This is a genomic window from Methanofollis sp. W23, from assembly GCF_017875325.1.
Taxonomy (GTDB): domain Archaea; phylum Halobacteriota; class Methanomicrobia; order Methanomicrobiales; family Methanofollaceae; genus Methanofollis.
Map to the genome: position 1 here is coordinate 1430773 of NZ_JAGGMN010000001.1, position 16357 is coordinate 1447129.

11 protein-coding genes are annotated in these 16357 nt (G+C 60.0%); 6 read left to right on the forward strand and 5 right to left on the reverse strand.

Annotated elements, in window-relative coordinates; translation table 11 throughout:
- Nucleotides 1–502: 502 nt before the first annotated feature.
- Nucleotides 503–1684, forward strand: coding sequence for a bifunctional 5,6,7,8-tetrahydromethanopterin hydro-lyase/3-hexulose-6-phosphate synthase (locus J2129_RS05990; protein ID WP_209630001.1), 1182 nt, complete (start codon nucleotides 503–505; stop codon nucleotides 1682–1684).
- 1095 nt (nucleotides 1685–2779) lie between these two features.
- Here J2129_RS05990 and J2129_RS05995 read toward each other — a convergent pair.
- Complete coding sequence (locus tag J2129_RS05995; protein ID WP_209630002.1) at nucleotides 2780–3433, reverse strand: metal-dependent hydrolase; 654 nt, start codon at nucleotides 3431–3433, stop codon at nucleotides 2780–2782.
- A 60-nt stretch (nucleotides 3434–3493) separates the two neighbouring features.
- The gene (locus J2129_RS06000; protein ID WP_209630003.1) at nucleotides 3494–4102 is read right to left on the reverse strand and encodes a response regulator receiver protein; all 609 of its coding nucleotides are present in this window, start codon (nucleotides 4100–4102) and stop codon (nucleotides 3494–3496) included.
- Nucleotides 4103–4508: 406 nt separating this feature from the next.
- Between J2129_RS06000 and glyS the strand changes: the two genes are divergently transcribed.
- Both glyS and J2129_RS06010 read left to right on the forward strand, forming a co-directional pair.
- Entirely contained in the window at nucleotides 4509–6233 is a 1725-nt protein-coding gene (glyS, locus tag J2129_RS06005) for a glycine--tRNA ligase (protein ID WP_209630004.1), read from the forward strand.
- Nucleotides 6230–8494 carry a DEAD/DEAH box helicase gene (locus J2129_RS06010; RefSeq protein ID WP_209630005.1) on the forward strand — a complete coding sequence of 755 codons (2265 nt, stop codon included), beginning with the start codon at nucleotides 6230–6232 and terminating at the stop codon, nucleotides 8492–8494. Before glyS ends, J2129_RS06010 begins: the two co-directional genes overlap by 4 nt.
- On the opposite strand, the gene J2129_RS06015 is transcribed toward J2129_RS06010, so the two are convergent.
- Nucleotides 8485–8856, reverse strand: a complete 372-nt coding sequence (locus J2129_RS06015) for an autoantigen p27 domain-containing protein (RefSeq protein ID WP_209630006.1) — start codon at nucleotides 8854–8856, stop codon at nucleotides 8485–8487. The two genes, J2129_RS06010 and J2129_RS06015, sit on opposite strands and share 10 nt — an antisense overlap.
- A 76-nt stretch (nucleotides 8857–8932) precedes the next feature.
- Between J2129_RS06015 and J2129_RS06020 the strand changes: the two genes are divergently transcribed.
- Entirely contained in the window at nucleotides 8933–9196 is a 264-nt protein-coding gene (locus J2129_RS06020; RefSeq protein ID WP_209630007.1) for a UPF0147 family protein, read from the forward strand.
- 51 nt (nucleotides 9197–9247) lie between these two features.
- Here J2129_RS06020 and J2129_RS06025 read toward each other — a convergent pair whose 3' ends face one another.
- Nucleotides 9248–9664: a secondary thiamine-phosphate synthase enzyme YjbQ gene (locus J2129_RS06025; protein WP_209630008.1), complete on the reverse strand. Its 417-nt coding sequence runs from the start codon at nucleotides 9662–9664 to the stop codon at nucleotides 9248–9250.
- Between the two features lie 1161 nt (nucleotides 9665–10825).
- Between J2129_RS06025 and J2129_RS06030 the strand changes: the two genes are divergently transcribed.
- Together J2129_RS06030 and gyrA are read left to right on the forward strand one after the other, a co-directional pair.
- Complete coding sequence (locus J2129_RS06030) at nucleotides 10826–12823, forward strand: DNA topoisomerase subunit B (RefSeq protein ID WP_209630009.1); 1998 nt, start codon at nucleotides 10826–10828, stop codon at nucleotides 12821–12823.
- Entirely contained in the window at nucleotides 12813–15251 is a 2439-nt protein-coding gene (gene gyrA, locus J2129_RS06035) for a DNA gyrase subunit A (RefSeq protein WP_209630010.1), read from the forward strand. Before J2129_RS06030 ends, gyrA begins: the two co-directional genes overlap by 11 nt.
- 426 nt (nucleotides 15252–15677) lie before the next feature.
- Here gyrA and J2129_RS06040 read toward each other — a convergent pair whose 3' ends face one another.
- Nucleotides 15678–16073, reverse strand: a complete 396-nt coding sequence (locus J2129_RS06040) for a hypothetical protein (protein WP_348632298.1) — start codon at nucleotides 16071–16073, stop codon at nucleotides 15678–15680.
- Nucleotides 16074–16357 lie beyond the last annotated feature (284 nt).

The window sequence follows — 16357 nt, forward strand, 5'->3', positions numbered from 1 at the left end:
CCTCGCCGCGACACCATGTGGGAAGATCATCAAAATGGCCGCCCTCCCCTATCTTCGTCATGGGGGTCCGGGGGCACTCGCCCCAGGCCGATGGTATGGGAAAGCACACCGATCAGAGGTGCCACCCCCCAATCGTAGATTCTTTCCCACCGTCGCGCCGGGGGAAACCCCCCGGACCCCCTACGACGAAGATAGCCAGCGGGTGGCATGATGCTCGACCTCGATTCGCCCCTCGAACGCAAGGATAAGGATCAAGAATCAATCCAGTTCTGAGATAATATTTTCATCCCGTATGCGTGAGGCGTGCTCTCGCCTCATGCGCGATTCTACAGAACCGGTCTTTGAGCAGTCTGCCCCCCGCCGCAGGGACCCGTCGCATCAGATGGTTCCCTGGGCACCCCCGTCCCTTCCGCCCCCAGGTGGTCCTCCAGTTTCCCTGCTCCCCCGTCACTTTATGTATGAGCGCGTGCCATCTATATGCAGCATTATTGAAGGGATTTCTATGTATCTGATAGGTGAAGCTCTCGTTGGAACTGGCGCGGAACTCGCGCACATCGACCTTATCATGGGCGATAAGAACGGACCGGTGGGGATGGCTTTTGCAAACGGTATGTCACAGCTCTCTGCGGGTCACACCCCGCTCCTTGCAGTGGTACGCCCGAACCTCCTCACCAAACCGGCCACCCTCATCATCCCGAAGGTGACCCTGAAGAATGGCGAGCAGGTGAATGAGATCTTTGGCCCGGCACAGGCCGCCGTCGCGAAGGCCGTGGCCGACTCGGTCGAAGAAGGTGTCTTTGAGGGCATCGACCTTGACGAGACGGTCATCCTCGCAAGCGTCTTCATCGCGCCCGACGCGGAGGACTACAGCAAGATCTACCGCTACAACTATGGCGCCACCAAACTCGCCATCCGCCGTGCCCTCAAGAAGTTCCCGGACACCGAGACCCTCCTCTACGAGAAGGACCGGTCCACCCACGCAGTCATGGGCTTCAAGGTCCAGCGGCTCTGGAACCCGCCCTACCTCCAGGTCGCCATGGACCTGGTGGACATGGCGCGGGTCGAGGCGGTGCTCACCGCGGTCCCGAAGAACGACCACGTCGTCTTCGAGGCCGGCACCCCGCTGATCAAGCAGTTCGGGCTGAACGTCCTCTCTGAGATCAGGAAGATCAGGCCAGACGCCTTCATCATCGCCGACCTCAAGACCCTGGACACCGGGAACCTGGAGGCACGGATGGCCTCTGACGCCGGTGCCGACGCCGTCGTCATCTCAGGCCTCGCCCCGACTGCCACCATCGAGAAGGCGATCGAGGAGACGAAGAAGACCGGCATCTACTCGGTCATCGACATGCTCAATGTCAAGGACCCGGTCGCGCTCATCAAGGAACTGAAGGTCAAGCCAGACATCGTCGAACTCCACCGCGCCATCGACACCGAAGGCGACGAGTATTCCTGGGGCAACATCCCGGCGATCAAGGAGGCCGCTGGCGGCAAGCTCCTTGTCGCAACCGCAGGCGGGGTCAGGCAGCACGTCGTGCAGAAGGCCCTGGACTCTGGCGCCGACATCCTGGTCGTCGGCCGCGCCATCACCGGGAGCAAGGACATCGGTCATGCCGCCGATGAGTTCCTCGAGCGGATGAACGCCCCGGAGATCGACCAGTTCCGGATTATGACCGATTTCTAATCTTTTCTTTTTTTCTGATCCTGGTCCCGGCATGCACGTTCAGCCCTTGAGGGGAGCCTCTGTACCCGTGCGGTATGATTGAGGGGAGATGGCCGGGCAGTGAATTGAGTGGACTGATCGCAAGGGAGCCCCTACTTTTTCCAGATTTTAGCTCTGTAGAAACCCTCATTTATCGTGGGGAGAATGCGTGTCATCCACCTTCCCTCATGCTCACACCAGGGGCGCTGCCACCGGACCCCCGGGATGAAGTTGGGGTGGGAAGGTATATTCGAAACCCCCTGAAGAGGGCGTGCCGTCCTCGACCTATCGTGTGGCGGGGGTTCGGGGAGCGGCCAGCCCCCCGTCAGAGTGATTCATCAAGAGGATTTCTACAGGGCCGATCCTCCAATCATCTCAAGTTCGCTGGCACTCGCGCCCCGCGCTTCCCCGCATGATATGGTCGAAGTCCGCACAATTCTCTCCATGAACGTCGAATGTGCCTCCCCATCTCATCCTCATCCAGGGGGTTCTGGGGGCAGCATGCCTCCCGCGAGAAACCATGAGAAGGAGGGGGAAGTCGCGCTCACCCCCAGAGAATAGTGAGGATTTACTATGACCATGATCCAGAAGATAATCTCTTCAGATTTACATGAGGATCTGAACTCACCAAATGTCATCGAGACCGATACACAGAGGATAAAAACTCCCCCGCAATAATCGGCCCTCTGCCTTCCCGCCCTTATCTTCATCCTGGGGGGGTCGGGGGGCAGGCCCCCCGGCGCGATTGAGAGGAAAGGCACGGCGATCAAGAACGGCCGACACCCCACAACGAGGATGGGGGGGCGGCGAGTGAACAAGATCCCCACCGATTCCCCAATCTCGAAAAAGAGCGATCAAGTAACGAGAGATTTTCATCCCGTATGCCAGAGGCGTGAACTCGCCTCATGCTGAATTCTACAGAACCGATCGATCTATAATCAAAGAGGTCATCCCAAAACTCTCCGGCCTTGCGATGTGACTGGAGTATGTTCCTGAAGGTACCATCACGGCAGAGAGTCCAGGGGGGCCAAAGGCCCGCCAAACTCTCCTCAGCCATGAACAGACCCGTAACTGAACCTACACCTCGATACTCTCGCCGGGCGCAAGCAGCGCCACCTTGATATCGGTCGTCCGTTCGATCGCCGCCTTGAACTCAGAGAGGTCCTGGGCGATCGGCGGCCAGGTGTTGTAGTGCATCGGGATGACCGTCTTTGCTCCCACGAACTCGGCCGCCATCATCGCCTCCCTGGGGCCCATCGTATACCGCCCGCCGACCGGGAGGAGGGCGACCTCGGGACGGTAGAGTTCGCGGACCAACTTCATATCTGAAAAGAGCCCGGTGTCGCCCGCGTGATAGACGGTGACCCCGTCCATCCTGACGACAAACCCGGCCGCCACCCCACCATAGTACCCCTCGCCCGCCTCCTCAAGCCATGAAGAATGGAGCGCCGGGGTCATCGTGAACGAGACACCATCCACCTCGACCGTCCCGCCGATATTCATCCCCTCGGTCGGCACCCCCCGTGCGTCGAGGTACTTCGCAATCTCGTTCATCGCGACGGTCGGTTTCCCGATCTCCACCGCCGCCCCGAGGTGATCGGCGTGACCGTGCGTGACAGCCACGATATCCGGACTGGCCGGAACCTCACCTGAAGGGACAAACGGATCGATCACCACATCCCTGCTCCCCTTGAGCAGGAAACATGCATGGCCAAGCCACTGGATCTTCATGCACGCAGATCTGTGCCATGAAGTAAAAAAAGGTGGTACTGGGGGGCCGTGCAACAGGGATCAGGTAATGTCGATCATCTCAGCCTCAGTCACATCGATCGCTTCAGCAAGCCCGTCGTTGGTAACGCCACGGGTCATCTGTTCAGAGAGGTCGCGGTCCTCGATCACGTCCTTGATCCGTTCCAGGTAAGGGTCAAGAGTCGCGTCCTCATCCATCGCGATCACATGCCTGTACTCACGCAGAGACGACGAACTGATCCCAAGAGTCTGGGAGATCTCGTTCATCGTCTTCCCTGAATCGACAAGGTCGGTGAGTTCACTGCGCTCAAAGGGCATGTCGAAATCAGAGTCGCGGAAGAGTTTGATCCTGACTCGTGCCCTCGCGACGGTCTTTGCCAGTTTTTCGTTCCCAAGCTCGCGGGCGATCTCAGTGTCATTCTTACCTTCATTGAAGGCGATGACAAGCGTCGCCAGTTGGCGGGGAGAGAGCTTGGTCTGGAAGAAACCCTGGTCAAGGATCTCGCGCATGATAAGAGCGATCTCACGCCCCACGGCATCACGGTCCCTGAGACTCCCATGGATCTTCTTCATCGGCTCGACGATCTCCGTCTTGCTGGTGAGGTCCTGGAAGAGGTCAAGGAGTTCCTTTTTTCTCTTGTCTGCTGGCATGACAATACCACACTAGGTCTGAAATAGAATACGTCTGATCATATTTAAAAATTTTTAATTAATTCCCGGGACGACCTGTAAGATTCACTCCGAGATATTGAAATATGTTTGGTGTATGGAGTAAAAAAGGCACGACAAAAAAAAGATCCTGCCATTCCACCCCCTGATCTTTTCAGATTTTTCCACCCCCCGCGCATGGGATTTTTCCGTGCCCATCGGGATGATATCCAACCTTTCTCCCTGGAAATTCTTTCCACACCCCCTATTGCGAGGTCGAATTATCTGCGCGGTTCTGCGACAACACCCCCAGGCACACCCCTGCTCCCTGCCAGGTGCCCACCTCGTCCTGGCAGGGAAAGTGTCACTATATAATCCTATGGTCAAACAACTATAGGGACTGATCACAGTGAGTGACATCTACGATAAAGTCATAGAACTTGCAAAACGCCGCGGCTTTGTCTGGCCCTCAGCAGAGCTCTATGGCTCTGTTGCCGGGTTCATCGATTACGGCCCGCTCGGTGCCATGACAAAACGGCGGATCGAAGACATCTGGAGACACTACTATATCATCAGAGAAGGCTACTACGAGATCGAGTGCCCGACCGTCGGGACCGAGTCCATATATCTCGCCTCAGGCCATGTGAAGGGATTTGCCGACAAGATGTGCCAGTGCCCCCACTGCCACGAATATTTCCGGGCGGACCACCTTGCCGAGGCATGCGGGGTCGAGAATGGCGCGGTCCTCTCCAAAGAGGACCTGGAAGCCGCCATCACCGACGCCACCTGCCCGTCCTGCGGCGAACCCTTCGGGCAGACCGAGGTCTTTGACTTCAACCTGATGTTCCAGACGACCATCGGCCCAGGTTCACAGCGGAAAGGGTATCTCAGGCCCGAGACCGCCCAGGGGATCTTCACCGACTTCTCCAGGCTCTCGCGCTTCTACCGGCAGAAACTCCCCTTCGGCGCCGTCCAGATCGGCAAGTCGTACAGGAACGAGATCTCGCCGCGCCAGGGCATGATCCGCCTGCGCGAGTTCACCCAGGCAGAAGCCGAGATCTTTGTCAACCCCCAGGAGAAGACGCACCCCGCCTTTGCGCGCTACGCCGACTACCCCGTAGAACTCTGGGCGATCGAGCAGCAGCAGCAGAACACCGAGGCGATCACCAGGACGATGCGCCAGGCGGTGGACGAGGGGATCATCGCCAACGAGTATATCGCCTATTACCTCGCCCTCACCCACGAACTCCTGGCCGCCATCGGGATCGATCCGAAGCGGACCCGCTTCAGGCAGCACCTCCCTGACGAGCGGGCCCACTATGCCATCGACTGCTGGGACGCCGAAGTGTACTCTGAGCGGTTCGGGTGGGTCGAGGTCGTCGGGATCGCCGACAGGACCGACTACGACCTCAAGGCCCATGCGGCCGAGAGCGGGGACTCCATGACCGTCTTTGTCCCCTTCGACAAGGCGCGCAAAGAGACGAGGAAGCGGATCGTCGCCAACATGGGCGTGCTCGGCCCCAAGTACCGCGGCAAGGCCGCAAAGATCGCCGCCGCCCTGGAAGAGGCGATGCCCGGACCTGACGGCGCCGAGGTGGTCGTCGACGGCGAGACGATCTTTGTGCCAGGCGACCTCTACACCCTCCACGAGGAGGAGGTCGAGGTGCGGGGCGCCGAGGTGATGCCCCATGTCATCGAGCCCTCGTACGGGGTCGACCGGATGATCTACTCGGTTCTCGAACACGCCTATGAAGAAGAGGATGTCGACGGCGAGGTCCGGAAGGTGCTCCGCCTCGCCCCATGTATCGCCCCGGTCCAGGTGGCGGTCTTCCCGCTGGTGAACAAGGACGGCCTCGACACGATCGCGCGGGAGATCACCGTCGACCTCCAGGACGCCGGCGTGCTTGCCGACTACGACGACAACGGGGCGATCGGCCGCCGGTACCGCAGGCAGGACGAGATCGGGACGCCCTTTGCGGTGACCGTCGATACCGAGACGAAAGAGGCGGGGACGGTCACCCTGCGTGACCGCGACTCCATGGCACAGGTGCGGGTCAGGACCGACGCTCTGGTCCAGACGCTGGTCTCTCTTACCAGGGGCCGCACCACCTTTGCCGACCTTACGACAGAATGAAGTACATCAGCCACCCCCTCATCAGGCCGGAGTGCCTGGAAGAACGGCGATACCAGCTCGCCATCGCTCTCCAGGCCCTCGACACCCATACGATGGTGGTCCTGCCTACAGGCCTTGGCAAGACCGCCGTCGCCCTGATCACCGCAGCTTCACGGCTGTACCAGGAGGGGGGAAGGCTCCTGATGCTTGCCCCGACCAAACCGCTCGTGGAGCAGCACTTCCGTTTCTTCTCAGAACGGCTCATGCTCCCTGACGGGGAGTGCGCACTCTTTACCGGGGACACCGCCCCCGAAGAGCGCACGGCGACCTGGGAACGCGCGCAGGCGGTCTTTGCCACCCCGCAGGTAGTGAAAAACGACCTCATCGCCGGGCGCTACGACCTCGGCGGGGTGACGCTCCTGGTGGTGGACGAGTGCCACCGGGCGGTCGGGAACTATGCATATGTCTTTCTCGCCCGCCGCTACCTGACGACGGCCGAGAAGCCGCTTCTCCTTGCGATGACCGCTTCGCCTGGCGGGGACCACGGGAAGGTGGAAGAGGTGATGGCACACCTCGGGGTCGTGCAGGTGGAGACGCGGACCGAGCATGATCCCGACGTCCGTCCGTACGTCCATGAGCGCGAGGTGGACTATCTCTCAGTCGACCTTCCTGACGACCTTGCAGAGGCCGTCGCCGACCTCAACCGTCTCCTTGACTCGCGGCTCAACGCCCTCAGGGAGGCCGGGTTCAGGGTGCCGGGACGCGAACGACTCTCGATGAAGGCGCTCAACGGTCTCAACGCCCAGGTGCAGGCGCGGATCGCACAGCGCGACGCTGCCGGGTTCATGGCGGCCTCGGTGTACGCCGAGATCATGAAGGTGAGGCACGCGGTCTCGCTTGCCGAGTCGCAGGGGAGTGCGGCCCTCAGGACCTACCTGGAGAAACTCTCCTCTGAGGGACACTCATCAAAAGGAACAAAGGCAAGCAGGCGGCTTGCCGGCGACCCGGTCTTCCGCAGACTCTGCACCCGCGCCGCCGGGTGGGAGCATGAACTCCATCCCAAGGTCGGGTTGACCGTCGACCTCGTCCTCGAAGAGGTGCGCGAGCACCCTGGCAGCAGGACCATCGTCTTTGCGAGTTTCAGGGACACGGTCGGCCACCTGGTCGACGCTCTCATGGCGGCGGGGGTCCATGCCGAACGGTTCGTGGGGCAGGCCACCAAAGACGCCGAGAAGGGGCTTACGCAGAAGCAGCAGATCGAAGTGCTGAGGCGGTTCCGCGAGGGCGAGTTCCCGGCGATCGTCTCCACCTCGGTCGGCGAGGAAGGACTCGACGTCCCGTCCACCGACCTGGTCATCTTCTACGAAGCGGTCCCGTCGGAGATCAGAAGCATCCAACGGAAAGGGCGGACCGGCCGGAACGAGGCAGGACGGATCATCGTCCTCACCACCAGAGGAACTGCAGACGAGGTCTACAAGTACGTGAGCCTCAACCGCGAGCGCCAGATGATCAAGGGGATCAGGAAACTTGGGAACAACAACGGCGGCCAGGCCCCGCCTGCACCCCCGGCACCCCAGGCCACGGGACAGACGAGCATCGGTTCGTTTGCCGACGCCCCCGCACCGGCGTCCCCAGAACCCGACGCTCCGGTGATCACCGCCGACGACCGCGAGACCTCCTCGAAGGTCGTCGAGGTTCTCTCTGACCTCGGAATGCGGGTGAACCTCACCCGCCTGGAAGTCGGGGACTACGCCGTCGGCGACCGCGTGCTGGTGGAGCGCAAGACCGTTCAGGACTTTGCCGACACCCTGGTCGAGCGCGACCTCCTGGGCCAGGTGCGGGCCCTGGCCTCCGCGGTCACCCGCCCGGTCCTCATCGTCGAGGGCGAGGGGGATCTCTATGCCGCACGAGACATCCATCCCAACGCCATCAGGGGAGCGCTCGCCGCGATCACCATCGACCTCGGCGTCTCGCTCATCTTCACCAGGAGCGCTACGGAGACCGCCGAGATGCTTGCCGTCATCGCCAGGAGAGAGGGGAGCGAGCGGACCGAACGAGCGGTCCTGCCGGCAAAGACCTACCGGACCGCACAGGAAGAGCAGGAATATATCGTCGCGGCCTACCCTGAGGTCGGGCTCAAACACGCGCGCGCCCTCCTCGCACACTTCGGGTCGGTACAGGCGGTCATCGACGCAGGCGTCGACGACCTGAGCCAGGTAAAAGGGATCGGAAAAAAGACGGCCGAGAAGATCAGGGAACTCTCGACCCGGCCTTATGAGTGACGGAGGAGTTTGAGGGCCTCGGCGCCGGCAAGCACCGCCTGCATCAGGGTGAGGCACCGGCGCTCGTCGGTCTCGGTCTCGACCCGTCCGCAGAGGGAAGCGACCGCCGCCTCGATCCCGGCCTCGGCAGTGCCTGCCCTGGCCTGGGGAGCAGGGGTGGAGGGGGAGACCGGGGCCGCGGCGGGCACCGGCGCGGTCGATGCGCTCTCCTCCTGTTCTGTCCTCTCTGCACAGACGACACAGAGCGTCTCCCCCTTATACTCGAATAACGGAGATCCACAGACCTTGCACTCTTTTGCGAGCATTTTGCCTCCTTTCAGGAGATACTCGGCCATGATATCCTCTGGTTTTCTCTCTGTCATCTCTGCCTCCGAATGCGTTCTGATAAATCAATGTATATAAGAACCAGAGGTATATAGTAATAAAGGGTGATTGTCAATGGCCACTCCAGAGGAAACAATAAATGTGTGTATTCAGATGCTTCAGCATATTTCTGAAGACAACACCATCCCTCGTAACATCCGCAGGGTTGCTGACGAAACCAAGACTCTCCTCATGAACGAGGAGAAGAGCATCGGCCTGCGTGCGGCTGAGGCGATCTCAACCATCGATGAGGTCTCCAATGATCCGAACATGCCGGTTCATGCCCGAACCCGGATCTGGGAATTGGTCTCACAGCTTGAAACGATCCCACTCGACTGAACAGAAACCATTGGTAGATATTTTTCTATCTCAATTCTGAGATCCACTTTTTTAGGGCAGCACCGTGCAGACCACCGTTCTTTCACGGCGCTGCCTGATATCAAGTTCCAGGAGGACGACCTGTTGCCAGGTGCCAAGCACCGGCGACCCGTGCTCCACCGGCAGGGTGAGAGAGGGGCCGACGAACGAGGCACGCACGTGCGACCGTCCGTTCCCGTCCCCCCACCGTCTGTCATGGGCGTAGATGATATCCGAAGGAGCGACCCGCTCGAGGGCGCCCCGCAGGTCGTCGAGCACCCCGTCCTCGTACTCGATCGTCGAGATCGCCGCCGTCGAACCGATGACAAAGAGGGTGCAGACCCCATTCTCGGCTCCGCTTGCTTCCACACACCGGTGCACCGCCGGGGTGAGGTCGATGATGTCGCCCTCCCCGCTGGTGGTCACCGTGATCCGTTCTTGATGCACCATAGGTGAGCATCCAGCGGCCAGGTAGAAAAAGCATACCCTGGATGCAGGGAAGACAACTCCGCCACCTTTTGCGAGGGAGGTGATGAGGGGTCCTTCTATACCAGGACACTGCGATGGGATTCTGCGCATGCGGTCTGCCCGGAGCGTACCTCCCCCGTGAACATGATCCCGGCGATCGGCTCTGTAGAAGCCCCTACATATCGTGGGGAGAATGCGTGTCAACCGCCTTCCCATAGCCTCCCGCCGGGGGCGCTGCCCCCGGACCCCCGGGAGGAAGATGGGGTCGGGAAGGCAGAATAAATAATCATAAAGAAGGATGTTGCCCTCCTCAACCTATCGTGTCGCGGCACGCTCCCCCGCCAGAGAGATTCATCATGAGGATTTCTACAGAGCCCAATGATTAGAATTGAGAGAGGTGCACGAAATTCAGATCGCCCTGACTCCTCTCATGACAGATCAAAAGAGATCGGGGTCGTTTTTTCATCATGATGGTCCCTGCCTTCTGCTCTGATATTTGCGTGAAGGAAGGAGGGCGAGAGTGAGCTACTTCTGGCTCTGCAGGATCTCTCAGGATGGTTCTCTCTTGCAGGGGCCGCGCCGCCTCTCGCACCTCCCACCGCACGATCGAGCCGAGGAAGGCACCATTCCTTTCATATTCATCCGGGGATCAGGGGATGGCTCCGGCGCGTATGAGGTGGGAGGGCACGTGATCAGAAAGATCCTCTGAGAGATCTATGAGGATTTACTTTGAAAATGATCCAGAACATCTGCCCTCTGCCTTCCCAACCCCCAGGAGGAAGATAGGGCCAGGAAGGCACAATCAATCGCTCCACCACCTCTCGAATCGCGCGGGGAGATCTGGGGGGCGGCACGCCTCCCGCCAAAGATACCTGCCCAGAGGATTTCTACAGAGCCGTATTACACCAATTTTTACCTGGTCCAAACCCCCCGTCGGCAGGCGCCCCTCTCGATATTGTACCCTGCACAGAAGAAAACCTGGAGAGATGCTCTCGGCGACGCAGACCATGCCGGCGGTGCCAAACCCTGACCTGGCATAAGAAAAAGTCTCGCAATATAAGTACCTTAATGAGGATATACATCCTATATATCAGACTGTGAATCCACGATCTTTTGCTTCCTTTATTATAACGGAGGACATCTATGAAAGAATCATATGACGCCTCCCATATCACCGTACTGAAAGGGCTTGAGCCAGTGCGCGAGCGGCCCGCCATGTACATCGGGAGCACCGACACGAGGGGGTTGCACCACCTCGTCTATGAAGTGGTGGACAATGCCATCGACGAGGCGCTCGCCGGGTACTGCGACCACATAACCCTTGTCCTTGGTGCCGACGGAACCTGCGTCATCCAGGATAACGGCCGGGGCATCCCGGTCGACAGGATGGACGGGGGCAAAAGCGCCCTTGAAGTGGTGCTCACCGTCCTTCACGCCGGCGGCAAGTTCGACAAGAACACCTACCAGGTCTCCGGCGGCCTCCATGGCGTAGGCGTCTCGGTAGTCAACGCCCTCTCGACCGAACTCTTAGCCACCGTATTCAGGAACGGAAAAGTCCACGAGATGAAATTCTCCCGCGGCATCGTCACCAAACGGCTTACCAGGCGGGACGAGAGCCTTGAGGAGATGAAGGCCAGGTACGTCCAGGTCTACGGCACAGAGGGCGACTGGGACGAGATCGGAGAAGACCGGGACCGCTTCCTCGACACGTTCGGGAGAAACATCACCGGGACAAAGATCTGTTTCCGCCCTGACCCGGCGATCTTCGAGACCGTCATCTTCGACTTCGAGGTGCTTGCCCACCGGATGCGCGAACTCGCCTTCCTCAACTCAGGGATCACCATCTCGATCCTGGACGAACGGACCGGCGAAGAGGAACGCCACTGCTACGAGGGTGGACTCAGCGAGTTCATCAGACACCTCACCGCAAGCGACGAAAAAGTCCACGAAGAGGTCATCGCCTTCGACCGCGAGGACGAGGAGAACAAACTCGAGGTGGAAGTCGCCCTCCAGTACACCTCCACCTACAAAGAGCAGATCTTCACCTTTGTCAACTCGGTGAACACCAGAGAAGGCGGCACGCACCTCGAAGGGTTCAGGAGCGCCATCACCCGCGCGATCAACTCCTCGGCCAAGAAGAACAACCTCCTCAAGAACGGCGGGTCGTTGCGGGGGGAGGACGTCAGGGAAGGACTCTGTGCAGTCATCTCCCTCAAGATCGCCAACCCCCAGTTCGAGGGACAGACCAAGATGCGCCTCGGCAACTCCAATGTGCGGGGCATCGTCGACTCCCTTGCCTATGCCTCGCTCACCGAGTACTTCGAGGAGAACCCGAAGGTCCTCCAGGCGATCGTCAACAAGGCTCTCCTTGCCGCACGGGCACGCGAGGCCGCCCATAGCGCCCGCGAACTGGCGCGGCGCAAGAACACCCTGGAGAGCAGCGGCCTCCCTGGCAAACTTGCCGACTGCTCTGAACGCGACCCCGCAAAGAGCGAGGTCTATATCGTGGAAGGTGACTCGGCAGGCGGTTCTGCGAAGCAGGGACGTGACCGGCGGTTCCAGGCCATTCTCCCACTGCGGGGCAAGATCCTCAACGTCGAGAAGGCCTCCCCGCACAAGATCCTGAAGAACGCCGAGATCCAGGCACTCATCTCCGCGATCGGCACCGGCGTCGGGGAACACTTCGACGCCGACCGCGCACGCTACCACCACATCGTCCTGATGACCGATGCCGATGTGGACGGGGCACACATCAGGACCCTGCTCCTCACCTTCTTCTTCAGGTACATGCCTGAACTCATCGAACGGGGCTATGTCTACATCGCCCAGCCACCGCTCTTCAGGGTGAGCAAGGGCAAGAAAGAGCGCTACACCTTCAGCGAGGAAGATATGAAAGAGACCCTCGCCGAGATGGGCGAGAAGGGCGTGAGCGTCCAGCGCTACAAGGGTCTTGGCGAGATGAATGCCGGCCAGCTCTGGGAGACCACCATGGACCCCGAGCACCGGGTGCTCAAACAGGTGCAGATCGAGGACGCAAGTTATGCGAACGAGATCTTTGAGAAGCTGATGGGCGACAACGTCGAGCCGCGGCGTGCGTTCATCAAGAAACATGCACAGGAGGTGAAGAACCTTGACATCTGAGACAGCGGCCGAAGGACGACGGGTGATCCCGGTCACGGTCGAGAACGAGATGAAGTCCTCGTACATCGACTATGCCATGAGCGTCATCATCGGCCGGGCCATCCCTGACGTGAGGGACGGTCTCAAACCGGTCCACCGCCGCATCCTGTATGGGATGTGGGAGATGGGCAACACCCACGACAAACCTACCAAGAAGAGCGCAAGCATCGTCGGGCATGTGATGGGGAAATATCACCCGCACGGCGACGCTGCGATCTATGACACGATGGTGAAGATGGCGCAACCCTTCTCGTACCGCTACATGCCAGTCGAGGGGCAGGGCAACTTCGGGTCCATCGACGGCGACTCGGCAGCAGCAATGCGATATACCGAGGCGCGGCTCAGGCCTCTTGCCGAGGCAATGCTCGACGACCTCGAGAAGGAGACGGTGGACTTCATCCCGAACTTCGACGAGTCGACGAAAGAGCCGACCGTCCTCCCAGGGAAGATGCCAAATCTTCTTGTCAACGGGTCGTCCGGGATCGCGGTCGGGATGGCGACGAACATGCCGCCGCACAACCTCACCGAGGTCTGCGACGCCCTCTGCACCTATATCGACGATCCAGGAGTCACGGTCGAGGAACTGATGCAGAAGATCCCGGCCCCGGACTTTCCGGGCGGCGGGGTGATCATGGGCACGGCCGGGGTCCGCTCGGCCTACCTGACCGGGAAGGGCAAGTGCGTCGTCAGGGGAGTTGCGGAGATCGAGGACGAGGGGAAACGCCCCAGGATCATCATCACCGAGATCCCCTTCCAGGTGAATAAGGCAAACCTTGTCGAGCAGATCGCAGACCTGGTCAAGGACAAGCGGATCGAGGGGATCACCGACATCCGCGACGAGTCTGACAAGGAGGGGATCAGGGTCGTCATCGACCTCAGGCGTGACGCCATGCCCCAGGTGATCTTGAACCAGCTCTACAAGCACACGCCCCTTGAGACCACCTTCGGGATCAACAACCTGGCCATCGTCGACGGGCGGCCGATGGTGCTCAGTCTCCCGGCGATGCTCGGGCACTTCCTCGACCACCGGGTCGAGGTGGTCCGGCGGCGGACCGAGTTTGACCTGCGCAAGGCAGAGGACCGGGTCCATGTCCTCAACGGACTGGTCCTTGCGCTCGAAAGTATCGACGACGTCGTCGCGGCGATCAGGGCGTCGAAGAGTGCAGACGACGCACGTAAGGCCCTGATCACCAGGTTCGGGCTCGACGAGGTCCAGGCGAACGCCATCCTCCAGATGCAGCTGCGCCGTCTTGCGGCCCTTGAGCAGCAGAAGGTGCTCGATGAACGCGAGGCCCTTGGCAAAGAGATCGCACGTCTGCAGGAGATCCTCTCTGACCGTCCCCATATCCTGAAGGAGATCAAGAAAGAGATCGCGGCGATCAGGGAGGAGTTCGGCGACGAGCGCCGGACCCAGATCTCGGCGGCAGAAGGCGAGATCTCCAAGGCCGACCTTATCGAGGACAAACCAGCCCTGGTCTCTCTTACGGCCACCAACTACATCAAACGTCTCCCGCTGGAGACGTACCGCAAGCAGCGCCGGGGCGGCCGGGGGATCATCGGGATGGCGACCAAGGAGGACGATGTGGTCACCGATGTCTTCGTGGCCTCGACCCATGACTATCTCCTCTGCTTCACCAACCTGGGCCGGATCTACTGGATGCGGGTCTGGGACATCCCTGAAGCGGTCCGCACCGGCAAGGGGAAGGCGATCGTCAACCTCCTCAACCTGAGCGGGGAGGAGCGGGTCACCACCATCATCCCGACGCGGGACTTTGAGCCCGGACGGTTCCTCTTCTTTGCAACAAAGAAGGGTATGGTCGTAAAGATCCCACTCGAAGAGTTTTCCAGGCCCAGGTCAAGCGGGATCCTCGCGATCAAACTGAAAGAGGGCGACGAACTGGTGGACGTGAAGATCACCGATGGGAAGCAGGGAATTTTCCTGACGACCTGGAAAGGGCTTGGGCTCAGGTTCAGGGAAGAGGAGATCAGGAGTCTCCACCGCAACAGTCAGGGCGTGATCGGGATCAGGTTGCGGCCGGGAGACTGTCTGGTCTCGCTTGCCCTGGTGGAGAAGGACTATCTGCTCGCAGTCACCGGCAGGGGCGCCGGCAAACTGATCCACTTCGACGAGTTCAGGAACCGTCACCGCGGCACGATGGGGATCAGGAATCTCAGGGCCGCCTATGGAGACGGCGTGGTCGCGGCCAGGGCGGTCTCGGCAGAGGACGAGATCATCCTGATGAGCGCGTCGGGGATCGCGATGCGGACCAGGGTATCAGAGATCTCGGTGCAGAAGCGGGACACCCGCGGCGTGCGGGTGATGAAGATGGGCGAGGGAGACAAACTTGTCGGGTTTGCCCTTGTCCAGGCAGATGAAGACGAAGAATAAAAGGGAACGCTCCCAGACCAGGGAGCCCCCGCATTTTTTTGTGTCCTTTTCAGGGGATATATGAATTGGAAGAGCGAGGGGCAGACCTGGTGTGACTTCTTCTACACATGAGATGTGGGTTTTGTAGAATTCTGGCATTGTAGAAACCCTCATCTTTCCAAGGTGCAAGTGCGAACCATCCACCGTCCCCCACTCCGGTGCCGGGAAGGCATCTTCAGCGATCCAGAAGAGAGAGAGAGAAAGACGCTGTCCTCTCCCATATCCCCCCTCAGGGGTGTGGGGCGTGCCGCCCCAGGCATGATAGTGCAGAAAGCACTCTTAGAGAACTCCACTCATTTCCAACCGCGTATGCGTCAGAGGTTCATGCCTGGTTCTCCAGCGCCGCGAAGCCGTTTGTCCGCGAGGGATAAAGGAGACGGCATTCACTTATTCATAGACCCCGACCTGCGGATCGTCGATCCCGAGACCCCGGTCGATCTCGACGAGCAAACGGTTCAGCGTCTTCTTCACCGCCTCGGCATCTTTAGCGTCTGCGACCCCTGGCTGGTGCCAGATCACCTGCGTGCGGAGATGGGTGAGCAGTTCCTCGACCCTGGTGCCTTTGAACTGGCCGGGGAGGGTCAGTTCGGTGAGGTGGTCGGCCGCCCCGAGGAATGCCTTCTCAGGTGGAAGAGCGAAATGTCTGCTCAGAGCGACGAGCGGGATCACAAACCCCCTGCCAAATTTGCTTTCCATGAGAAGGGGATTGCCGCGGGTCTTGAAAAAAGATGTGGTGTTCGTCCCGGCACTCTGATCATTCACCGTCTTTTTCCCGTCGACCACCGTGGTGTGAATCTCAGAACTCTGGCTTTGTAGAAACCTCCACTTATCATGGGGGGAACGTGTGTCCCCCGCCTTCCTATACACTTTCGCCGGGGACTCTGCCCCCAGACCTCCAGGAACCACGATTGCGCCGGGAAGGCTGAATAGAGGGACATGAAAGGTGCGGCGCCGTCCATGACTCAAGATAATTTCTACAGAGCCTGGACTCACTTCTTCTCCTCTTCTCGCACTGTATACTCCGATCCTTCAAAGAGATCTTCTCGTGCTCGCTCTCGCTTGTATCT